Raw genomic sequence first — 20,573 nt, 5'->3', positions numbered from 1 at the left:
GCAGTTGGGGTTTTGTCTTTGTGCGCGAAAACATCCACACGTCATATCCTCCCCCCTGTGGCAGCGGGCTTGCCCCGCGATAAGTCCTACCACCGTGCCAAGCCAGCCTCGTAAATGCGGGCCAAAAAAAACCACCCGCTATAGGGTGGCTTTTGAACCGCAAGCACATCAGTCGCCGTAATACTCACAGCCACTGGTGCAGGTCTCATGAATACGCACCTTGCACAGCTCTGGCAGCAGCGGCTTGACCTGATCCCAGATCCACTTGGCAATCACTTCGCTGGTCGGGTTTTCCAGGCCAGGGATGTCATTGAGGTAGTTGTGGTCCAGTTGCTCATAGAGCGGCTTGAAGATCGCCTTGATCTCGGAGAAATCGCGGATCCAGCCGGTATGCGGGTCCAGTGGGCCTTTCAGGTGCAGGGCTACCTTGAAGGAATGGCCATGCAGACGCCCGCATTTATGCCCGGCAGGGACGTTCGGCAAGCGGTGGGCCGATTCGAAGGTAAACTCTTTGAAGATTTCCACGGTATCTAGAACTCTGTAAACCAATGCTGGCGTGCAGTTTACCAGCAAGCCTAGGCAAGCGGTTGCAGATGCTCATGAAGCTTGCCGGTTTCAACCAGCTCAAGGAAGGCATCCCCCAGCCGCTCACTTTCGCTCATTGCCTTGTGCCAGTAGCGTTGACGTGCCCCAGCATCACCCATGAAGCGCTTGAAATCACTGCGGTCCGGCAGCTTGCCGTAGGGCAGGCTGGCCAGGTACTGCGTGGAAGGGGCCAGCAACACGACGTTTTGCAGGTAGTCGGCATTGCCTCGGCGCCAGGGCAGGGCCTTGTCGAACCAGCCGGGTACCACCTTGTCGGTAAAGTGCGGATACAGCACGATATCGTCGCCGCTATACGGTAGGTCCAGGTGATAGTCGAGCAGCCCGCCATCCCGATACGTGCCCACCCCTACACCAGGGATATCTCGCACGCCTTCCATCACCATCGGGATGGACCCGGATGCAAGCAGGGCATGGCGCAGATTCGCGACGTCAAGGTGCAGCAGGCGGGAAGGGAAGTCCGTCAGCGGCTGAAGCGGCGGTGCAAGGCGCGCATCGTGGAGGATGACCCGTTCGAAGTGCCGCGCCAGCCGTGAACGGCCGAGCAGGTTGTTGGCAATCACCGAGGACAAGCCCATGCCCAGTCGCGCACGATTGTCATCGGCCAACAGGCCGTGGCTTTTGACCACCACCACATTGAGCCGGTAGTCGGGATTGTCGAGAATGCGCGCATCCTGGCCTTCAAGCAGGTCATTGAGCATCCGCTGGCAGCTCTGGCTGACTTCTGCCTGGGTCACCCCTTTGGCAAAGTCCTGCTCGGTATAGAGCTGCCCCAGTCGGCGAATGGCCTCGGCCGGATTCGGCAGGCAGGCACTGGCAAAGCGCCAGGAACCAATCGATGCGCCGATCAGCGAGCGTTCGCGAGGCGCCTTGGGCAGCCAATCGCCAAACAGCGCCAGATCCAGCCCTTGAATGCCCAGGGCTTTTGGTCCACCCGCCGCGCCAGGCAGCACGCCGACGTCTGCCGCGTGCAGGCCGCGTTCGCGCAATTGGCTCAAGGCACGCTTGCCTGCTTTGAGGGTCAGGGGCGGGTACTTGATCTGGATTGCGCTCATAAGGGCCTCGTTGTCGTGGATCAACGATTATAGAGAAGCGTGCACGGTTGTGGGGGAGGGCTGCGCTATCATGTCGCCAGTTGTTTTCAGCTTCAATTAAGTTCGCTTCGGTATTCTGAATCCGTAAGCAAAATTGATCCCAATGGAGAGACACGATGAAAACCTTGACTGCCCTGTTCGCTGCTACCGCCCTTGCCCTGAGCGCCAACGTTGCCCTGGCCAAAGACGTTCAGCCTGATGAAGTCGTCAAGCTGGTTCAGTCGAAGACCATTCAGTCCCTCGACGAGCTCAAGGCCAAGGCGCTGGCCAAGCACCCGGGTGCGACCATCAAGGACTCGGAGCTGGAAGATGTGTATGGCCGCTACGTCTACAAAGTCGAGTTGCGTGATGCGCAAAACGTAGAGTGGGATGTGGACATGGACGCCAAGACCGGCGAGATCCTCAAGGACGCTCAAGACAAGTAATGATTGACTCTTCACGCGCAGTGCAAGCCGTTTGTCTTGCACTGCTGGCTTTCTGCTCGCTGGCATTGGCACGCGATCTGGACCAGGACGAAGCCCTGCACCTGCGTCAGCAGGGCGTCATCCTGCCCCTTGAGCAACTGCTGCAATCCGCCCTGGGGCGCTATCCCGGGGCGACGTTGCTGGAAGCGGAGCTGGAAGAAAAGCACGATCGCTATGAATACGAAGTTGAACTGTTGACGCCCGAGGGCGTGGTGCGTGAGATCAAGCTCGATGCCACCAATGGCACCCTGCTCAAAGACGAGGAAGACGACTGATGCGCCTGCTAGTGGTCGAGGACAATGTTCCGCTGGCCGACGAATTGATCCAGGGATTGCAACGTCAGGGCTATGCGGTCGATTGGTTGGCCGATGGCCGTGATGCGGCCTATCAGGGCAGCAGCGAGCCCTATGACCTGATTGTGCTCGACCTCGGCCTGCCTGGCTTGCCGGGGTTGGAGGTGCTTGCGCAGTGGCGTGCTGCCGGGTTGGCAACGCCGGTACTGATCCTCACTGCGCGCGGCTCCTGGGCTGAGCGTATCGAAGGGTTGAAGGCCGGCGCCGACGATTACCTGAGCAAGCCGTTTCACCCGGAAGAGTTGCAACTGCGCATCCAGTCATTACTGCGCCGTGCGCGTGGGCTGGCCAACCAGCCGACGCTGGAGGCGGCCGGGCTGCACCTGGATGAAGGTCGCCAGTGCGTGAGTCGCGACGGGCAGGATGTGCAACTGACGGCGGCCGAGTTCCGCTTGCTGCGCTATTTCATGTTGCACCCGCAACAGATCCTCTCGAAAAGCCACCTGGCCGAGCACCTGTACAACGGCGAAACCGAACGCGACTCCAACGTGCTGGAAGTGCATGTCAATCACTTGCGCCGCAAGCTGGGGCGCAGCGTGATTGAAACCCATCGCGGCCAAGGCTATCGATTTGGCGGGGTTGTCGAGTGAAGTCGATCCAGGCTCGTTTGAGCCTTGGGCTGGTTGGCGTACTGGTCGTGGTCGGACTGGTTCTGGCGCAGCTCAGTTTGTGGCTGTTCGAGGTGGGTTTGCAGCGCTACCTGGAGGCGGGGCTGCGCAAGGAAAGCGAGAACCTGCTGGTGGCCCTGGTGCGCGGCCAGACTGGCATCGAGCTGGACGAGCGACGCATTTCCGCAGCGTATCAGCGACCTTTCTCCGGCTATTACTTCCGTGTCGATTTCGACGGTGGGCATTGGCGCTCGCGGTCCCTCTGGGATATGGAGATGCCGCGCCCGCAGACGCCGGGTCTGCATGCGGGCTTGCAGTTGGGGCCCGAAGGCCAGCAACTGCTGATGTTGCGCGCGGACTACAAGCGCCTGGGCCAGGCGATTTCCATCAGTGTTGCCCAGGATTACACCCCGGTACGGGACGGGTTCCGACGCATCCAGCAGATCGGGCTGGGTATCGGTGCGCTCGCCTTGCTATTGGTGCTGGTATCCCAGCGGATTACCGTCAAGCGCGCCTTGCGCCCGCTTGAGCGGACCCGCGAGCAGATTGCGCAGTTGCAGCAAGGCAAGCGTTCTCAGCTAGACACCGAGGTGCCGCTGGAGCTGGAACCCTTGGTGGCGCAAATCAACCACCTGCTGACCCACACCGAGGACAGCCTGCGCCGCTCACGTAATGCCCTGGGCAATCTGGGGCATGCCCTGAAGACACCGCTTGCCGTGTTGCTGAGCCTGGCGTCGAGTGAGCGCTTGCGCGACCAGCCGCAGATCCGTGAGCAGTTGCGCGAGCAGTTGCAGCAGATTCAGCAGCGCTTGAGTCGCGAACTCAACCGCGCGCGTTTGGCCGGGGATGCCTTGCCAGGCGCGCATTTTGATTGCGATGCCGAGTTGCCCGGGCTGATGTCGACGCTGGGCATGATTCATGGCGATGTGCTGAACCTCGGCTATGAGGCGCCTGGCGGTCTATCGTTGCCCTGGGATCGCGAGGATTTGCTGGAGCTGCTCGGCAACCTGCTGGACAACGCCTGCAAATGGGCCGATAGCGAAGTGCGCCTGAGCATCGATGAGAGCCCGGCGGGGTATCGCCTGCTGGTTGACGATGATGGGCCGGGGATTCCCCAGGCGGCACGCGACGAAGTGCTTGAGCGCGGTGCGCGGCTGGATGAGCAGGTGGATGGCCATGGGCTTGGGCTGGGCATCGTGCGCGATATCGTCGATGCCTGGGGCGGCAAGATGGTGTTGCTGGAAAGCCCGTTGGGTGGGTTGCGGGTGAGTATCGAGCTGCAGCGGCGTGGTAGCGTTTAAAGGCATCGCGGGACAAGCCCGCTCCCGCAGTCGAACCTGTGGGAGCAATTTTTTGTAGCCGCTGCCGACAGGCTGCGCTGGAGCCCGTGAGGGCTCCCAAAGGCGGCGCCTGCCATGCAGGCGAGCGCAGCCTCACGGCAGCGGCTACTCCGCGATGAGGTCGCCAAGTCAGACCCTGAACTGATCCATCAGGCCCTGCTGCTGGTTCGCCAGGCTGTTTAGCGACTGGCTGACCCGCGCCGATTCATTGGCCCGCTCTGACAGCGACTCGGTTACATCACGAATGGTCGCCACGTTGCTGTTGATCTCTTCAGCCACCGCACTCTGCTCTTCAGCTGCGCTGGCGATTTGCAGGTTCATGTCATTGATCACGGTAACCGCATCGCCAATCTGACGCAGGGCGGTCACCGCCTGGCCAACCTGCTCGACGCTGCCCTGTGCCTGACGATGGCTGCTGTCCATCGCACCCACCACTTCACGGGTACCCGCTTGCAACTGCTCGATCACCTGGCGGGTTTCTTCGACCGACTCCTGGGTGCGACGTGCGAGGTTGCGCACCTCGTCGGCGACCACCGCAAAGCCGCGCCCGGCTTCACCGGCACGGGCCGCTTCAATGGCCGCGTTCAGCGCTAGCAGGTTGGTCTGTTCGGCGATCGAGCGGATCACCTCCAGTACCGAACCGATCTTCTCGCTGTTGTCCGCCAACCCTTCGACCTGGGTCATGGCGGTGCTCATGTCGGCTGCCAGGGTGTCGATGCTGGCGGTGGTGCGGTCAATCACCTGCAAGCCCTGGCGAGTGGCCTGGTCGGCTTCACGGGCAGCCTGGGCGGCCTGTGCCGCACTGCGCGCGACGTCCTGGGCGGTGGCGCTCATTTCGTGCGACGCGGTCGCTACCTGGTCTACCTGGCGGTACTGCTGCTCCATGCCTGCGCTGGTCTGGCTGGCAATCGAGGAGGATTGATCCGCGGTATTGCGCGCCGCCTGGACCGAGCGTTTGACCTCGGCAATGATCGGCTGCAATTTGTCCAGGAAGCGGTTGAACCAACCGGCCAGCTCACCCAGCTCATCCTGCTTGTCATAGGTCAGGCGACGGGTCAGGTCGCCTTCGCCGCTGGCGATGTCCTTGAGCATTTCGGCCACACCGAGAATCGGCCGGGTGACGGTACGCGCCATGACCCAGATCAGCAGCAAGCCGACGACGGCCGCCAGCAAGCCCAGCCCCAGCTCGATCAGGGTGCCGGCGGTGTTGCGTTCGTCCAGTTCCTTTTTCAGCGCTTCCGCGCGGCCGATCAGGGCGCTTTCCGGCACATCCAGCAGCACCCCCCAGGATTTGCTGCCAGGGATCGGCGAGAAGGAGGCCAGCACCTTCAGGCGACCTTCGTGATGGATGCTGTGCATCGGCGTGCTGTCGGCCAGCAGGCGGACCAGCTCGGCGCCGTTGGCGCTGTCGACCTGCTCGAAGCGCTGCGCCAGCTTGCCGGCGTCCGGGCTATAGCCGGCCAGCAGGCCGACCGGGCTGAGAATCCCGACGTGCGTCTGGCCGTTATAGAGGTTGCGGCTGGCTTGCTGGCTGATCTGCTGCAGGCTGTTCAGGTTGATGTCGATCGACAGGGTGGCAATCACTTTGTCGGCCGCCATCAACGGGAACACGATGCTGGTCATCAGCACCTTCTGGCCGTCGATCTCATAGAAGTAGGGTTCGATCACGCAGGTCTTGCGGGTGGTCCGCGGGCACACCGACCAGGTGTTCGCCGGCTCGCCGCTGGGGCCGATGCTGGTGTCGGCCAGGTCGCGCTCAGGCAGGGCCATGGAGGTCAGCTTGCCAGGCGTCGGCTGCGACCAGTACAAGGCGAAACGTCCGCTTTCGTTGCTGCCCAGTTCGCTCTGGTTGGCGAACAGGCTGTCCTTGTTGTCCAGCGCGTTGGGCTCGAATACCAGCGACAGGCCGAGAAGGTCCGGGTTGGCCTGCAACGCCGCGCGAACCTGGCGGGTCATGTCTTCGCGCAGGTCAAAGGCGTCGAGGAAGCGCTTTTCCGCCTGCTCGCGCAGGAACAGCACCTGGCGGGCGAAGCCGGCACCGTACTGGTAGGCATCCATGAACTGGCGACGGATGTTCAGGGCCTGGACTTCACCTTGCGATTCGATCCGCGCCTGGGCCGCTTCGGTCAGCATTTCCATGCTGCTGGCCTTGACCAGGTCCGAGTTGTGCTCCATGCGGTAGAGCGAGAGGCTGACCAGCAGGGTGACGATGCCGGCGAGGCAAAGTCCGGCCAGCAGGGTGATTTTCCATTGGATGGAAAGTTGTCTGAACGACATCGGCGAAGTCCTTTGAACCAGAAAGTTGGAGGCTGCCGACTGTAACGGCTGATTTTCATTTTTCTTTATTCAAACGTTCAATTTAGATGCGCCGTTTTCGTTCATTCAAGCGACCCCGGCCGTTGGGCCCGGGTCTGTACTTTGACAAGTAGGCAGGGCTGCTTCAGAGTGTTCGCCCTCCAAAAACAATACCTCCGCGCTCGGCCGCTGCATGGGCAGTCTGTCGCCGAAGCACTCGCTTTTTGTCTGGTTTCTAGAGGTCACAGGAATGAATGCAGTAATTGCCGCGGTCGGCATCATGCTGATCTTGAGTCTGTCCCGCGTGCATGTGGTGATTGCCTTGATCGTCGGTGCATTGGTCGGCGGACTGGTCGGTGGCCTGGGTATCGAGGCTACGCTCAAGGCCTTCAATGGCGGGTTGGGCGGTGGCGCCACGGTGGCGCTGTCCTACGCCTTGCTGGGCGCCTTTGCCGTCGCCATTGCCAAGTCGGGCCTGGCCCATGCGCTGGCGGACCGCGCCCTGGCGATGTTCGATCGGCAGGGGCATGCCGAGGGCGGCAAGATCAAATGGCTGCTGATCGGCCTGTTGCTGGTGGTCGCGATCTGCTCGCAGAACATCCTGCCGATCCATATCGCGTTCATTCCGTTGCTGGTGCCGCCACTGCTGTATGTGCTGACGCGCCTGCAGCTCGATCGCCGGTTGATCGCCTGCGTGATGACCTTCGGCCTGATCACGCCGTACATGTTCCTGCCGGTGGGCTTCGGCAATATCTTCCTCAACGAGATCCTGCTGGCCAACGTCAGCCGCAGTGGTGTTGATGTCAGCGCGGTGAACGTGACCCATGCCATGGCCATTCCTGCTGCCGGGATGCTCTTCGGCCTGTTGATGGCGGTGTTCTTCAGCTACCGCAAGAAACGCGTGTACGACCTGCGCAAGATCGAGGAGGTCGAGCAGGTTAGCGTGCGCTACAACCCGATGACCCTGCTGATTGCCGGTTTCGCGATTGCCTCGGCGTTCGTTATCCAGCTGTGGCTGGATTCGATGATCATCGGGGCCATGGCCGGCTTCCTGATCTTCTCGCTGTCGGGCATCGTGCGCTGGAAGGAAACCGATGGCCTGTTCACCGAAGGCATGAAGATGATGGCCATGATCGGCTTCATCATGATCGCCGCCTCCGGCTTTGCCGAAGTGATGAAGGCCACCGGGCAGGTCAATACCCTGGTCGAGACCTCGGCATCCTGGATCAATCACAGCAAGGGTGTCGGTGCGCTGCTGATGCTGCTGGTCGGCCTGCTGGTGACCATGGGCATCGGCTCGTCGTTCTCCACCGTGCCGATCCTCGCCGCGATCTTCGTGCCGCTGTGCGTGCAACTGGGCTTCGACCCGGTGGCTACGGTGTGCATCGTGGGCACGGCAGGTGCCTTGGGCGATGCCGGGTCACCGGCGTCCGATTCGACCCTGGGCCCGACCTCGGGCTTGAACGTCGATGGCCAGCATCACCATATCTGGGACACCGTGGTGCCGACCTTCATCCACTACAACCTGCCGCTGTTGGCGTTCGGCTGGTTGGCGGCGATGGTGCTGTAAAGAAGACGTGGCGAGGGCTGAGCGCAAGGCTCAGCCTTTGGCAGGGGGTAGGGCGATACGGTTGAGGACGGTGTTGCCTTGCTTGTCCTGGGTCAGGTACACCGGCAGCACCTTAGGCAGGTTGCTGATCAGGCGTTTGACCTCGGTGGTGTTGTAGATACCACTGATGCGCACATGCCCGGTGCTGCCATCGGCCAGGCGCAGCGGTTTCTCCAGGTAGCGGTTGATCAACGGCAGGGCCTGGTCGAGGGTCACGTTGTCGAGGATCAGCTTGCCGTTGCGCCAGGCCAGGCTGGTGTCATGCGCGTAGGTCTGGCTCAGGATCGGCTCGTAGTCGCCCTTGTGATAGACCGCCTGCATGCCGGGGCCGAGGCGGTAGCCACTGCCGGTGTCGCTGGCATCGCTGGTGACCAGCACCGAGCCTTCCACCAGGGTTACCTTGACCTGGTCTTGATACTTCCAGACGTTGAACTGCGTGCCGGTGACCTTGGTCTGGCCGCTGCCGGCGCGCACCACGAATGGGTGCTGGCTGTCGTGCTGCACCTTGAAGAACGCCTCGCCCTTGACCAGGGTGACGCGGCGCTCGTCCTTGAAGTTCATGAAGCGCAGTTCAGTACCCAGGTTCAGCTCGACCTGGCTGCCGTCACCGAGGGTGACCTGGCTCATGGCGGTGCTGCTTTCGAAGTGCTCGTAGCTGTTGGGCAGCCAGCCTTCTTCCCAGCCGATCCAGGCACCCGCCGGCAAGGCCAGCAGGGTGATCGCGGCAGCCGCAGCATAATGGCGCAGTGCACGGGAGCGTGCCGCCGGTTTGACCGGGAAGGGTACGACCGGGGCGAGTTCGGGGCGCGGCAGATGATCGGCGGTGGCCCAGATCTCGCGCATCGCCTGGTACTCCTCGGCATGCAACGGGTGGGCGCTGCGCCACTGTTCGAACGCGGTACGTTCGGCAGCCGTGCAGTCCTCAGCATGCAGGCGCATGCACCAGTGCGCGGCGGCATCGGTGATGGCATCTAGTTCGGCGGCGCTGAGGCTGGCGTGGTTCATTGAGTCTCCCGGTTTTGTGCATTCTAACCTTGCCGGGTGGTCGTCGAGAACCGAGATCATGGCGAATGACTATCAGTTGTGAGATTTCTTTGTCAGAAAAAACCCGCAAATGCGGGTTTTTTGAGCAAAACACACCCTAATGAGTGTTTTTGTGGCGGCTAGTCGCGATCAGAACTGCTCGGCGGATAGCTGGAACAGGCTGGAGCTTCCTGCGCGGATGCTCGCTTCCAGCGACAGTATCCGCGGCAACAGGCGCTCGAAGTAGAACGCGGCAGTCCCCAGCTTGGCGTCATGGAAGTCCGGCTCCTGTTTGCGTTGGGCCTTGGCGACGGCGGCCATGCGCGACCACATGTAGGCATAGGCGACGTAGCCGAACAGTTGCAGGTATTCGACCGAGGCAGCGCCGATGGCGTTGGCGTCGCTGCTGGCACGCTCGCCCAGCCACTGGCTGAGTGATTCCAGTTGCCCAAGCGCGTGCAGTACCGCGTCAGCGTAAGGCGGCTCGCTGGCGCAGAAGCTGCGGATTTGCGCGGCAAACAGCTTCAGCGACTGGCCACCGTCGGCCACCACCTTGCGCCCGAGCAGGTCCAGCGCCTGGATACCGTTGGTGCCTTCGTAGATCTGCGCAATGCGCACATCCCGCACCAGTTGCTCCTGGCCCCACTCGCGGATATAGCCATGGCCGCCGAACACCTGCTGGCCGAGCACACAGCTTTCCAGGCCGGTGTCGGTGAAGAACGCCTTGGCCACCGGGGTGAGCAGGGCGACCAGGCGTTGCGCCGCATCGCGCTCATCCGGGTCTTCGGCGTACTTGGCGGTGTCCAGCTGCAGGCCGACGTAGGTGGCAAAGGCCCGGCCGCCTTCGGTGAGGGCGCGCATGGTCAGCAGCATGCGTCGCACATCCGGGTGGACGATGATTGGGTCGGCCGGTTTTTCCCGCGCCTGCGCACCGGTGGGCGCGCGGCTTTGCAGGCGGTCGCGGGCATAGCGGGCGGCGTTCTGGTAGGAGGCCTCGGCGCAGCCGATACCCTGGATGCCGATCGACAGGCGCTCGTAGTTCATCATGGTGAACATGGCCGCCAGGCCCTTGTTCGGCTCGCCGACCAGGTAGCCGGTGGCGCCGTCGAAGTTCATCACGCAGGTGGCCGAGGCCTTGATGCCCATCTTGTGTTCGAGCGAGCCGCAGCTTGCCGCGTTGCGCTCGCCCAGGCTGCCATCGGCGTTGACCAGGTACTTGGGCACCAGGAACAGCGAGATGCCCTTGGGCCCGGCCGGCGCATCAGGCAGTTTGGCCAGCACCAGGTGGATGATGTTCTCGGTCAGGTCCTGCTCACCGCCAGTGATGAAGATCTTCGTCCCGCTGACCCGGTAACTGCCGTCGGCGTAGGGTTCGGCCTTGCTGCGGATGATGCCCAGGTCAGTGCCGGCGTGCGGTTCGGTCAGGCACATGGTGCCGCCCCATTGGCCGCTGTACAGCTGTGGCAGGTAGATCGCCTTGAGTGCTTCGCTGGCGTGGGCATCGATGGCCAGGCAGCAGCCGGCACTCAGCGCCGAATACAGGCTGAAACTGCAATTGGCGGCGTAGAGCATCTCTTCGAACTGCACCGCGAGCATCTTCGGCATGCCCATCCCGCCATGCTCCGGGTTGCCGGCCAGGCCGACCCAGCCGCCTTCGCGGAAGGTCTGCCAGGCCTGCTTGAAACCGTCTGGCGTGCGCACTTCGCCGGCAGCGAAAGTCACCCCTTGTTCATCGCCACTGCGATTGAGCGGGGCGAGCAACTGGCCGGTGATTTTCGCCGCCTCTTCGAGGATGGCATCGGCGGTATCGGCGTCGACGGTGCCCGCCAGGGCGGGCAGGCGCGCCCACAGGGCCGGGCCCTGGAACACCTGGTGAAGCACGAAGCGCATGTCGCGCAGCGGGGCATTGAATTCTGGCATCGTGGTTCTCGACTCGAAAAGGGTGGGTTCAGAGCGCCTTGGCCCAGTCACGCAGCAGGTACTTCTGGATCTTGCCGGTGGAGGTCTTTGGCAGTTCACTGAACACGATGGTCTTGGGCACCTTGAAGCCTGCCAGGTGCTCGCGGCAGAAGGCGATGATGTCCTCCGCCTGGGTGTCTTCAAAACCGGCCTTGAGGGTGACGTAGGCGCAGGGCGTCTCGCCCCATTTTTCATCAGAGCGAGCGACGACTGCCGCTTCGAACACCGCCGGATGACGGTATAGCGCATCCTCGACTTCGATGGTGGAGATGTTCTCGCCGCCGGAAATGATGATGTCCTTGAGGCGGTCCTTGATCTCGACATAACCGTCGGCGTGGCACACCGCCAGGTCGCCGGTGTGGAACCAGCCGCCACGGAAGGCTTCGCGGGTGGCCTCGGGGTTTTTCAGGTAACCCTTCATCACCGTGTTGCCGCGCATGAAGATCTCGCCCAGGGTGTTGCCGTCACGCGGGACCGGTTCGAGGGTCTGCGGGTCGGCAACCATCAGGCCTTCCAGCGTCGGGTAGCGCACGCCCTGGCGTGACTTGATCCGCGCTCGCTCGGCCAGCGGCTGTGCGTCCCACTCGGCGTGCCAGGCGCACACGGTCACCGGGCCGTAGACTTCGGTCAGGCCATAGACGTGGGTGACCTTGATGCCCATTTCCTCCACCGCACCGATGACCTTTGCCGGGGGCGCGGCGCCAGCGACCATGGCATTGACCGGGTGGTCGATGGCCGCCTTGGCTGAATCCGGCATGTTGATCAGCGCGTTGAGCACGATGGGCGCGCCGCACATGTGGCTGACCTGGTGTTCGCGGATCAGGGTGAGGATCTTCTGCGGATCGACCCGGCGCAGGAACACGTGGGTGCCGGCCAGCGCAGTGACGGTCCAGGGGTAGCACCAGCCATTGCAGTGGAACATCGGCAACGTCCAGAGGTACACCGGGTGGTTGCCCATCGCCCAGGTCATCTGGTTGCCCAGGGCGTTGAGGTAGGCGCCGCGATGGTGGTAGACCACGCCCTTGGGGTTGCCGGTGGTGCCCGAGGTGTAGTTCAGCGAGATCGCCTGCCACTCGTCTTCAGGCCACTGCCAGGTAAATTCCGGATCGCCTTCGGCAAGGAAGGCTTCGTAGTCCAGGGCACTCACCGCCTGGCCTTCGCCGTATTCCGGGTCGTCCACGTCGACCACCAGTGGCGGGTTGGCCATCAGCGCCAGGGCGCCGGCGATCACCGCGTGGAACTCGCGGTCGGTGATCAGCACCTTGGCCTCGCCATGCTCGAGCATGAAGGCAATGGCTTCGGCGTCCAGGCGCACGTTGAGGGCATTGAGCACGGCGCCGATCATCGGTACGCCGAAGTGCGCCTCCAGCATTGCCGGGATATTCGGCAACATCACCGCCACCGTGTCACCTTGGCCAATACCGCGCCCGGCCAGTGCGCTGGCCAAGCGGCAACTGCGCTGGTAGGTTTCCTGCCAGTTGCGCCGGATCGAGCCGTGGATCACGGCCGGGTACTGGCCGTAGACCGCAGCGGTGCGCTCGATGAAGCTCAGGGGCGTAAGGGCAACGTGGTTGACCGGGGCGGGCGCCAGGCCCTGGGAGAAAATCGACATGGGTGTCGTCCTGTGCAGGAGGCAGCCGGCCGCCTGGGCCTGCTGAAACCTCCGATGGCTGATTGTTAGCTCTGATCAGGTTTCGGGAGTGGCATCGTTGGCCACTCCTGCTCGCTATTTTTACGCGAATCGCCATACTACTTGGAAGATCGACTATAGCAATATGGTAGAAATACTATATTGCCGCTGGAGCCCTGCCTTGAACGTACCCCCGATGGCCTTGCTCGACAAGGACCCGCAACCGACCGTGCTGCTGGATGCCGCGGCCACGGTCCTGGCGGCCAACCCGGCGCTGGAAGCCCTGTTGCCGGGTTGGCCCAGGCCAGCCGTGCAGGGCCTGCTCCCGGCCAATCATGCAGCGCTGGTCAGCGCCTGCCTGCGCCAGCAACGCGCCATTGGCGAGGTGGAAGCGCAAGTGGGCGAGCGCATCCTGATGTGGCTGTTCATTCCGATGGATGCCGGGCAGGTGCTTGCACGATGTCGCGATGCCACGGGTGAACGCCAGGCCGAGCGCGATGGCATCCAGGCGCGGCGGCTGTACCGGTTGATCACCGAGAACACCACCGACCTGATTTCCCGGCATACCCCCGATGGGTGTTTTCTCGACGCATCGCCTGCTTCCTACCGGCTGCTGGGCTACTGGCCGGAAGAGCTGCGCGGGGTGCCGGTGCAGTCGCTGTTCCACCCGCAGGACCGCGAGCAGTACCTGCAACAGGCATCATTGGACCTGGAGCAGGACGGTTACCAGACCATGACCTGCCGGGTGCGCCACCGCGATGGCCGCGACCTGTGGTTCGAAATTGCCAGCCGGGCGATCCGCGAAACCTACACCGGGGCGGTGGTGGAGATCGTCAGCGTATCGCGCGACATCAGCCAGCAGCGCCGGCATCAGGATGAACTGGCGCATACCGCGCGGCTGATCACCCTGGGTGAGCTGGCCTCGGGCATTGCCCATGAAATCAACCAGCCGTTGGCCGCGGTGGTCAACTATGCCAGTGCCAGCCAGCGTTATCTGGCTGCGCTGGCGCTTGATCCGCAAGCAGCCGGCAAGGTTGCCCAGGGCTTGCAGCGCATCAGCGAACAGGCGACCCATGCCGCGCAAGTCATCAAGCGTTTGCGTGCGTTCCTGCGCAAGGAACCGCGCCGCCTGCAAGCCTTGTCGATTGCCGAAGTGGCGCGTGAAGCCGGGCGTTTATGTGCCTGGGAAGCCGCCCAGGCGCAAGTGACCATCGAGGCACATATCGCCGACTCTTTGCCGCCGGTGTACGCCGACCGGGTGCTGCTTGAGCAAGTGCTGCTCAACCTGCTGCGCAACGCCATCGAGGCCAACAGCGAGCAGCATCCGGGACGCGCGTCGCGGGTGGTGTTGGAGGGGGCGTTGGTGCAAGGCTGGTTGCAGATCCGCGTGATCGACCAGGGGCCGGGGGTCGACGCCGAGCGCATCGACAGCATCTTTACCCCGTTCACTACCAGCAAACCGGAAGGGCTCGGCCTGGGCCTGAGCATGAGCCGCAGTATTGTCGAAGGCTTTGGAGGCACGTTGGACGCCAGCCAGGGCGAGGCGGGTGGATTGGTCTTGAGTTGTCGGCTGGCGCCGGTGACCAGTGTTTTAACAAGGGGCGGGTGATGCAGGAACCGAAGGTCTATGTGGTGGATGACGACCAGGGCATGCTGGACTCCACGGTGTGGCTGCTTGAGTCAGTCGGGTTGCAGGCGTTGCCGTTTACCAGCGGCCAGGCGTTTCTCGAGGCCTGCGATGCCAGCCTGCCAGCGTGTGTGCTGCTCGATGTGCGCATGCCCGGCATGGGTGGGTTGAGTGTGCAGGAGGCATTGCGTACGCGGGGCATCGACCTGCCGGTGATTTTTGTCAGCGGGCATGCGGATGTGCCGATCGTGGTGCGTGCGTTCAAGGCCGGGGCGAGTGATTTCATCGAGAAGCCGTACAACGATCAGCTGTTGCTCGACAGCGTGCAGGCCGCGTTGGGGCGCGCTTCGCAGGTGCAGGTCGACAGCCATGAGCGGGGCGCAGTGCAGGCGCGGATCGACAGCCTGACGCCACGTGAGCGGGATGTGTTCGTGCCGCTGGTGCAGGGCTTCAGCAACCGGGAGATTGCCGAGCAGTTGGAGGTCAGCGTGAAGACGGTGGACCTGTACCGGGGGCGGGTGATGAAACGCATGCAGGCCGAGCATTTGCCGGCGCTGGTGGGAATGGCGATTGCCTGTGGGGTGGTGCAGGCGTTGCAGATGCGTGGTTAGTCGGGGCCCTATCGCCGGCAAGGCCGGCTCCCACAGGGTCCGCGATTACTGTGGGAGCCGGCTTTGCCGGCGATAAGCCTCAACTCATGACCGACGCCCGAGCAACAACCCCACCACCAGCCCGAACCCCGCCGAAATCGCCACGGTCTGCCATGGGTGCCCGCCGATATAGTCCTGGGTCGCCTCCACCACCGGCTGGGCTTTTTCGCGCACGCCGCTGACGGCATTGCGCGCTTGCTTGAGTTTCAAGCCGACCTGCGCACGCAAGGTCTCGGCTTCTTCGCCGACCAGGGCGGCGCTGTCGTTGAGCAGCTTTTCCGATTCCTCGATCAGCGCCTGCAACTCGCTGAATGCCTGGTCCTTGATCTGTTCGGCCTCAGCATGAACGGTGGTTTTCCTGGCCATGGAGTCTTCCTCATAAGGGTGATGGACATTGTTCAATGGATGCCGCCACGTGCGGAAAGTTGCAGCGGTTTAACGGCCGGTCGCGGCTACAGTGTAAGATAGCGTCCATTTTCAAGCGGCAGGAATCCCCTCATGAGTTTCAATCTGGCCAACAAGAGTTTCGCCGAGCGGGCGCAGATCGAGGACGAAAAGTCGCGACTGTTCGAACTCTGGCAAAGCAACCTGGGCAAGGCCAAGGGCGACGCCGCCCGGCTGATCAGCGAGAAACCCCGGCGCAAAGGCAAGTGGGCCGAGTGGGTCCGCGCCGAGCTCGACAGCATGTCGCCGCCCGAATACGCCAACATGGTGCGCAGTGAAGTCAACAAGCTGATGGCTGCCGCCAAGTAAGCCCGCGTTACCAGGTACCGCCGGCCGGCTTGGGCAAATCCAGGCGGCCCTCGTCGGTAAAGCGCATGGTGCCGAACGCGCCGCTGGCCAGCTTGCCGCGCAGCACATAAGGCATGCCGTCGAGGTTCTGCACGCGGCTCAGGCCAACCGCCTGACGCAGCATCGAAAACGCGGTGATGCTCACCGGCACCACCAGCACCTCCTCAGCAAAACGACCAATGCTGCCGCGTTGGTCGCTGACGCCTGCGGCCAGTGGCTGGCCATTCACCTCAAGGTTCAACGCGACGCCATTGAATTCGATGGGCGTCTCATTGGGGTTCTGCACCCGCAATTTGATCGCCATGCGCATTTCCAGGTCCTGGCCGGGCAGGGGGTCGATACCGATCACGCTGATGTTCACCGGGTCGCGACCTTGAAACAGCGCGCAAGCGCCGAGGCTCAGGACCAGGGCCAGGGTCAGGCAGTGGCGCAGCGTGCGGCGAACGATAGAGATCATGGGCACGGCTCGTGGGGAAATGAACCCTGAGTGTGGCAAATGCACGGCGACGTTGAAAGTCCGAGGGGTTATGAACGATACTGTTTCTCATTAACGCTCGATACTTCCTCCCACCGGCCCTGCGATTACCCATGCTGATGTCCCCCATGTCCGGGCTGCTGGCAAGCTTCCAGGAACACTACGACGAACTGCTGCAGTTTCTGACCCGGCGCATGAGCGACCGGCAGCGCGCGGCCGACGTGGCGCAGGAAACCTATCTCAAGCTGGTCAAGATCGACGCCCAGGATGTCTCGGTGCTGCACGCGCGCAGCTACATCTTCCGCGTGGCGGGCAACCTGGCGATCGACACCATGCGCCGCGAGAATCGCTTGTCGGCCAATCAGGAGGACAGCGATTTGGCGGCCGAAGTGGCCTGCCCATCGCCGGCGCCGGAGGCGGCCTTGCTCGCCAGTGAACGCCTGGAAATCCTCGACGAAGCCTTGATGCAGCTCTCGCCCAATGCACGCCAGGCCTTGCTGCTCAACCGCGTCGAGGGCCTGACCCAGGCGCAGATTGCACAACAGCTGGGCGTTTCCGAGAGCATGGTGGCAAAATACATCGGCCAGGCCCTGCGCCATTGCCGAGACTGGCTCAAGCACAACCATGACTGACGCCATTGCCATGCCGACTTCGCCAACCCTTGATGATCTGTCCGACGATGCCCTCGACTGGCAGGTAGTGCTGCATTCGGGCACTGCTGGCGCGCCTGAGCGCATGCGTTACCAACGCTGGTGCCAACTGAGCCCTGCCCATGCGGCGGCGGCCAGGGAAGCCGAAGCCTTGTGGGGCGACCTGGGGCAGACCCAGACGGCTGCGACGCTGGCGCCGACAGTCCAACCCAAGCGTGCAAAACGCTGGGGCGCGGCACTGGCGGCGTCCCTGGTGCTGGCGCTGGTGGGGTATGGCGGCTGGCAGCAGGCGCCGGCGCTGTTCGCCGATTACCACACGGCCACCGGCCAGCGGCAGACCATCACCCTGGCCGATGGCTCGCGGGTCACCTTGAACAGCGCCAGTGCCGTTTCGGTGAACTACAGCGGCGAGCAGCGTCGGGTATCGCTCAAGGCTGGGGAAGCGCTGTTCGAGCCGGCCGACGATGCGCGGCCATTCGTGGTCGACAGCGCGGGTGAGCAGGTGCAGGGCAGCGGGGCGGTGTTCAGCGTGCGGCAGATCGGCGCCAGCAATAGCGTGGTGGTCAGCCAGGGGGAGGCCCGGGTCGGCGATCATGTGCTGCGCACCAACCCGAACGCCCAGGCACTCACGGCTTGGCAGCGTGGCAAGCTGATCTTCAATGGCAAGCCGCTGCGCGAAGTGATCGCTGAACTTGAGCGCTACCAGCACGGGCGCATCGTGATTTCCGATGGGCCGCTCGGTGCCTTGCAGGTCAGCGGGGTGTTCGACCTGAATGACCCGCAAAGCCTGCTGCGCACGCTTGAGCAACGCTATGCGCTGAAGGTGACCTACCTGCCCTGGTTGGCGGTGTTGCACTAGGATGTAGCCGCTGCTGTGAGGCTGCGCTGGAGCCCGCGAGGGCTCCCAAAGCGACGCCCGCGTTGCAGGCGAGCGCAGCCTGTCCGCAGCGGCCACGAAAATATTTTCAAAAACCCACTGCAAGTTCTTCTTCGCCAGATCGTCGTAGTGAGACTGATCAGAAACTCATTCTCATTTACACCACTCTGTCTGGAAGAAAACCGTGAAGGGTCCGTTCAAGCCAACCGCTCGTCCCACCGCTTTTTTCAAGCACGCCCTGCTGGCCTCGACGGCGGTCGCCACCCTGCTTGGCCCGCTTTGGGCCCAGGCCGCTGATGACACCGTACAGAGCAGCGCCGTGCAAAGCCGCCAGGTGACCCTCGACCTGCCGGCGCAGAACCTCGATCAGGCGCTGACCAGCTTTGCCGACCAGGCCGGCCTGCACCTGCTGTTCACCAGCCAGGACGTCGCCGGGCTGCACAGCGCCCGCTTGCAGGGTGCCTACAGCATCGAGCAGGCCCTGCAACAGTTGCTGGCCGGCACTGGCATGAGCTGGCAGTTCAGTGAGGCGCGCACGGTGATTTTGCGAAGAGGCGAGCCGCAGGCGCAGAGCGTCAACCTCAAGCCCATCGAAGTCAGCGTGGCCTCGCGTACCAGCACGGCCATCAGCGAAATCCCCGGCACCGTATGGGTCGTCGACCAGCAGCAGCTTAAAGAGCAGATCGCCAGCGGCGTCAGCCTCAAGGAAGCCATCGGCAAACTGGTACCCGGCCTGGACCTGGCCCCGGAAGGACGTACCAACTACGGCCAGAACATGCGTGGGCGCAGCGTGCTGGTGATGATCGACGGCGTCAGCCAGAACAGCTCGCGCGGCCTCTCGCGCCAGTTCGACAGCATCTCGCCGTTCAACGTCGAGCGGGTCGAAGTGCTCTCCGGCGCCAGCGCCATCTACGGTGGCGGCGCCACCGGCGGCATCATCAACATCGTCACCAAGAAGGGTGAAAGCGGCCCGGCCCGTTTCGAAACCCAGATCGGCGCCACCAGCGGCTTCAACAACAGTGACGACCTGTCGACCCGCATCTCCCAGTCGGTCAGTGGCGGCAACGAGCAGATCACCGCGCGCCTGGGTATTTCCGGCGAGCAGAACGAAGCCTTCTACGACGGTAAAGGCGACCAGATCTTCATCGACAACACCCAGACTGACCTGCAGTACAACCGCACCATCGACATCCTCGGCAGCCTGGGCCTGAAGTTCAACGACGAGCAAAGCCTCGACCTGCTGGCCCAATACTACGATTCGGGCAACCATGGCAGCACCGGCATCTACTTTCCCAACCTGAAGCACAACGCCCCCTCCGACCTGGAGAACGCCGAGCTGCGTGGCGGTTATTCCACCGACCTGGAACCGCGCACCAAACGCCTGCTGCTCAACGCCAACTACCACCACAGCGACGTGTTCGGCCAGGACTTCTACCTGCAGGCGTCGTACCGCAAGGAAGACGACAACTTCTACCCGTTTCCCTACTACAACACCGCCAAGCCGGTCGGTTCCAAGGGCGTGTACTTTGCCGCCTCGCAGCAGAACTTCGAAGTCAGCAGCCTGAAGGCGCTGTTCGCCAAGCAGTGGGACACACTCAAGCTGACCTACGGCGTGGACCTGGACCGCGAGCGATTCAACGCCGAGCAGACCACCTTCGATGCCCGCACCTCTTCGAGCAGCGGCGGCCTGGACCTGGACACGGCGAGCAAGGCGCCACGCTACCCCAGCTACCGTGTCGACGGCATTTCCGCCTACGCCCAGCTGGACTGGAAAGCCACCGACAACCTGACCTTCTCCGGCGGCGCGCGTCGCCAGCAGATGGACGTGGATGTCGGCGACTTCAAGGGCGTGCCCGGCGGCACCAACGACTACCAGGTCAACCTGTTCAACCTGGGCGCGATCTACGACTTCAAGAACGGCCATCAGCTCTGGACCAACTACAGCGAAGGCTTCGATCTGCCTGACCCGGCCAAGTTCTATGGCAAGCCCGGCCTGAGCGTGGATGACAACCCGCTGTCGGGCATCAAGACCCGTCAGGTCGAGACCGGCTGGCGCTATGCCGATCTGGACTGGGATGCCCAGGCCGCGCTGTACTACAGCTGGATGGACAAGGACATCGCCGTCGACCTGCCCACCCTGACCATCAACCTCGTCGAGAAGAAGCGCCGCGACTATGGCTTTGAAGGTGCCCTGACCCGTCACTTCGAAAGCGGCTGGGAAGCGGGCAGCACCTTGCACCTGGTGCGCTCCGAGCAGAAGAACGATGAAGGCGACTGGAAGAAGTTCGACGCCAAATCGGCATCGCTGTCCAAGTCCACGGCCTTCGTCGGCTGGAAGGGCGATGGGCGCAGCGCACGCCTGCAAGGCAACCATGCGTTCACCCTCAAGGATGACGCGGGCGCGAAGATCTCCGGCTACACCACCTTCGACCTGCTGGGCAGCCAGGACACCGATTTCGGCACTTTCAGTGCCGGTATCCAGAACCTGCTGGACAAGGAATACAGGCTATTCGGATAATCGTGT

Annotated in this window: 17 protein-coding genes and 2 pseudogenes; 11 read left to right on the top strand and 8 right to left on the bottom strand. The window is 63.0% G+C overall.

Features of this window, described 5'->3' with window-relative positions:
• Positions 1 to 168 precede the first annotated feature (168 nt).
• Both queD and M5G11_RS25345 read right to left on the bottom strand, forming a co-directional pair.
• Positions 169 to 525, bottom strand: coding sequence for a 6-carboxytetrahydropterin synthase QueD (queD, locus tag M5G11_RS25350; protein WP_116552785.1), 357 nt, complete (start codon positions 523 to 525; stop codon positions 169 to 171).
• 50 nt (positions 526 to 575) lie between these two features.
• Complete coding sequence (locus tag M5G11_RS25345; RefSeq protein ID WP_273925401.1) at positions 576 to 1,658, bottom strand: patatin-like phospholipase family protein; 1,083 nt, start codon at positions 1,656 to 1,658, stop codon at positions 576 to 578.
• 155 nt (positions 1,659 to 1,813) lie between these two features.
• On the opposite strand from M5G11_RS25345, the gene M5G11_RS25340 reads away from it, so the two are divergent.
• The 4 genes from M5G11_RS25340 to M5G11_RS25325 are packed head-to-tail and all read left to right on the top strand — an operon-like array spanning position 1,814 to position 4,423.
• Entirely contained in the window at positions 1,814 to 2,122 is a 309-nt protein-coding gene (locus tag M5G11_RS25340; RefSeq protein ID WP_273913664.1) for a PepSY domain-containing protein, read from the top strand.
• Positions 2,122 to 2,436 carry a PepSY domain-containing protein gene (locus tag M5G11_RS25335; protein ID WP_273913665.1) on the top strand — a complete coding sequence of 105 codons (315 nt, stop codon included), beginning with the start codon at positions 2,122 to 2,124 and terminating at the stop codon, positions 2,434 to 2,436. The genes M5G11_RS25340 and M5G11_RS25335 overlap by 1 nt, the downstream gene beginning before the upstream one ends.
• On the top strand, positions 2,436 to 3,104 hold the full coding sequence (locus M5G11_RS25330; protein WP_273913666.1) for a response regulator transcription factor: 669 nt from the start codon (positions 2,436 to 2,438) through the stop codon (positions 3,102 to 3,104). The genes M5G11_RS25335 and M5G11_RS25330 overlap by 1 nt, the downstream gene beginning before the upstream one ends.
• Positions 3,101 to 4,423: a sensor histidine kinase gene (locus M5G11_RS25325; RefSeq protein WP_273913667.1), complete on the top strand. Its 1,323-nt coding sequence runs from the start codon at positions 3,101 to 3,103 to the stop codon at positions 4,421 to 4,423. Before M5G11_RS25330 ends, M5G11_RS25325 begins: the two co-directional genes overlap by 4 nt.
• A 168-nt stretch (positions 4,424 to 4,591) precedes the next feature.
• On the opposite strand, the gene M5G11_RS25320 is transcribed toward M5G11_RS25325, so the two are convergent.
• Positions 4,592 to 6,739: a methyl-accepting chemotaxis protein gene (locus tag M5G11_RS25320; protein WP_273913732.1), complete on the bottom strand. Its 2,148-nt coding sequence runs from the start codon at positions 6,737 to 6,739 to the stop codon at positions 4,592 to 4,594.
• A 268-nt stretch (positions 6,740 to 7,007) separates the two neighbouring features.
• On the opposite strand from M5G11_RS25320, the gene M5G11_RS25315 reads away from it, so the two are divergent.
• Complete coding sequence (locus M5G11_RS25315) at positions 7,008 to 8,327, top strand: Na+/H+ antiporter family protein (RefSeq protein WP_273913731.1); 1,320 nt, start codon at positions 7,008 to 7,010, stop codon at positions 8,325 to 8,327.
• 30 nt (positions 8,328 to 8,357) lie between these two features.
• Here M5G11_RS25315 and M5G11_RS25310 read toward each other — a convergent pair whose 3' ends face one another.
• From M5G11_RS25310 to M5G11_RS25300, 3 genes are all read right to left on the bottom strand, one after another.
• On the bottom strand, positions 8,358 to 9,371 hold the full coding sequence (locus tag M5G11_RS25310) for a FecR family protein (RefSeq protein ID WP_273913730.1): 1,014 nt from the start codon (positions 9,369 to 9,371) through the stop codon (positions 8,358 to 8,360).
• Positions 9,372 to 9,539: 168 nt separating this feature from the next.
• Positions 9,540 to 11,309 carry an acyl-CoA dehydrogenase C-terminal domain-containing protein gene (locus M5G11_RS25305; RefSeq protein ID WP_273913729.1) on the bottom strand — a complete coding sequence of 590 codons (1,770 nt, stop codon included), beginning with the start codon at positions 11,307 to 11,309 and terminating at the stop codon, positions 9,540 to 9,542.
• Positions 11,310 to 11,337: 28 nt separating this feature from the next.
• Positions 11,338 to 12,960, bottom strand: a complete 1,623-nt coding sequence (locus tag M5G11_RS25300) for an acyl-CoA synthetase (protein ID WP_273913728.1) — start codon at positions 12,958 to 12,960, stop codon at positions 11,338 to 11,340.
• 214 nt (positions 12,961 to 13,174) lie between these two features.
• Between M5G11_RS25300 and M5G11_RS25295 the strand changes: the two genes are divergently transcribed.
• Together M5G11_RS25295 and M5G11_RS25290 are read left to right on the top strand one after the other, a co-directional pair.
• On the top strand, positions 13,175 to 14,587 hold the full coding sequence (locus M5G11_RS25295; RefSeq protein ID WP_273913733.1) for a sensor histidine kinase: 1,413 nt from the start codon (positions 13,175 to 13,177) through the stop codon (positions 14,585 to 14,587).
• Complete coding sequence (locus tag M5G11_RS25290) at positions 14,587 to 15,216, top strand: response regulator transcription factor (RefSeq protein ID WP_273913727.1); 630 nt, start codon at positions 14,587 to 14,589, stop codon at positions 15,214 to 15,216. Before M5G11_RS25295 ends, M5G11_RS25290 begins: the two co-directional genes overlap by 1 nt.
• An 84-nt stretch (positions 15,217 to 15,300) precedes the next feature.
• Here M5G11_RS25290 and M5G11_RS25285 read toward each other — a convergent pair whose 3' ends face one another.
• Positions 15,301 to 15,621 (bottom strand): ElaB/YgaM/YqjD family protein, encoded by a 321-nt coding sequence (locus M5G11_RS25285; RefSeq protein ID WP_273913726.1) that lies wholly within the window; start codon positions 15,619 to 15,621, stop codon positions 15,301 to 15,303.
• Positions 15,622 to 15,753: 132 nt separating this feature from the next.
• Here M5G11_RS25285 and M5G11_RS25280 point away from each other — a divergent pair, with 132 nt between their 5' ends.
• Complete coding sequence (locus M5G11_RS25280) at positions 15,754 to 16,008, top strand: hypothetical protein (RefSeq protein WP_273913725.1); 255 nt, start codon at positions 15,754 to 15,756, stop codon at positions 16,006 to 16,008.
• A gap of 7 nt (positions 16,009 to 16,015) precedes the next feature.
• Here the strand turns inward: M5G11_RS25280 and M5G11_RS25275 are convergent, their stop codons facing one another.
• Positions 16,016 to 16,504 carry an LEA/WHy family protein gene (locus M5G11_RS25275; protein WP_273913724.1) on the bottom strand — a complete coding sequence of 163 codons (489 nt, stop codon included), beginning with the start codon at positions 16,502 to 16,504 and terminating at the stop codon, positions 16,016 to 16,018.
• A 131-nt stretch (positions 16,505 to 16,635) separates the two neighbouring features.
• Between M5G11_RS25275 and M5G11_RS25270 the strand changes: the two are divergent.
• The 3 genes and pseudogenes from M5G11_RS25270 to M5G11_RS25260 all read left to right on the top strand — a co-directional run.
• Positions 16,636 to 17,139: pseudogene (locus tag M5G11_RS25270) on the top strand (RNA polymerase sigma factor); the annotation flags it as partial.
• Between the two features lie 7 nt (positions 17,140 to 17,146).
• Positions 17,147 to 18,031, top strand: a complete 885-nt coding sequence (locus M5G11_RS25265) for a FecR family protein (protein WP_273913723.1) — start codon at positions 17,147 to 17,149, stop codon at positions 18,029 to 18,031.
• Between the two features lie 256 nt (positions 18,032 to 18,287).
• A pseudogene (locus M5G11_RS25260) lies at positions 18,288 to 20,552 on the top strand (TonB-dependent receptor); the annotation flags it as partial.
• Positions 20,553 to 20,573: the final 21 nt, after the last annotated feature.

Origin of the sequence: Pseudomonas fontis (assembly GCF_028656955.1) — a bacterium.
Taxonomy (GTDB): domain Bacteria; phylum Pseudomonadota; class Gammaproteobacteria; order Pseudomonadales; family Pseudomonadaceae; genus Aquipseudomonas; species Aquipseudomonas fontis.
This window is presented reverse-complemented; position numbering and strand designations above follow the sequence as displayed.

Excerpts from the sequence above, each read along its gene's own strand:
- M5G11_RS25315 (WP_273913731.1), top strand. The coding sequence starts at position 7,008 with ATGAATGCAGTAATTGCCGCGGTCGGCATCATGCTGATCTTGAGTCTG.
- M5G11_RS25265 (WP_273913723.1), top strand. The coding sequence starts at position 17,147 with ATGACTGACGCCATTGCCATGCCGACTTCGCCAACCCTTGATGATCTG.
- M5G11_RS25295 (WP_273913733.1), top strand. The coding sequence starts at position 13,175 with ATGGCCTTGCTCGACAAGGACCCGCAACCGACCGTGCTGCTGGATGCC.
- M5G11_RS25330 (WP_273913666.1), top strand. The coding sequence starts at position 2,436 with ATGCGCCTGCTAGTGGTCGAGGACAATGTTCCGCTGGCCGACGAATTG.
- M5G11_RS25280 (WP_273913725.1), top strand. The coding sequence starts at position 15,754 with ATGAGTTTCAATCTGGCCAACAAGAGTTTCGCCGAGCGGGCGCAGATC.
- M5G11_RS25340 (WP_273913664.1), top strand. The coding sequence starts at position 1,814 with ATGAAAACCTTGACTGCCCTGTTCGCTGCTACCGCCCTTGCCCTGAGC.
- M5G11_RS25285 (WP_273913726.1), bottom strand. The coding sequence starts at position 15,621 with ATGGCCAGGAAAACCACCGTTCATGCTGAGGCCGAACAGATCAAGGAC.
- M5G11_RS25320 (WP_273913732.1), bottom strand. The coding sequence starts at position 6,739 with ATGTCGTTCAGACAACTTTCCATCCAATGGAAAATCACCCTGCTGGCC.
- M5G11_RS25335 (WP_273913665.1), top strand. The coding sequence starts at position 2,122 with ATGATTGACTCTTCACGCGCAGTGCAAGCCGTTTGTCTTGCACTGCTG.
- M5G11_RS25300 (WP_273913728.1), bottom strand. The coding sequence starts at position 12,960 with ATGTCGATTTTCTCCCAGGGCCTGGCGCCCGCCCCGGTCAACCACGTT.
- M5G11_RS25290 (WP_273913727.1), top strand. The coding sequence starts at position 14,587 with ATGCAGGAACCGAAGGTCTATGTGGTGGATGACGACCAGGGCATGCTG.
- M5G11_RS25305 (WP_273913729.1), bottom strand. The coding sequence starts at position 11,309 with ATGCCAGAATTCAATGCCCCGCTGCGCGACATGCGCTTCGTGCTTCAC.
- M5G11_RS25310 (WP_273913730.1), bottom strand. The coding sequence starts at position 9,371 with ATGAACCACGCCAGCCTCAGCGCCGCCGAACTAGATGCCATCACCGAT.
- M5G11_RS25345 (WP_273925401.1), bottom strand. The coding sequence starts at position 1,658 with ATGAGCGCAATCCAGATCAAGTACCCGCCCCTGACCCTCAAAGCAGGC.
- M5G11_RS25275 (WP_273913724.1), bottom strand. The coding sequence starts at position 16,504 with ATGATCTCTATCGTTCGCCGCACGCTGCGCCACTGCCTGACCCTGGCC.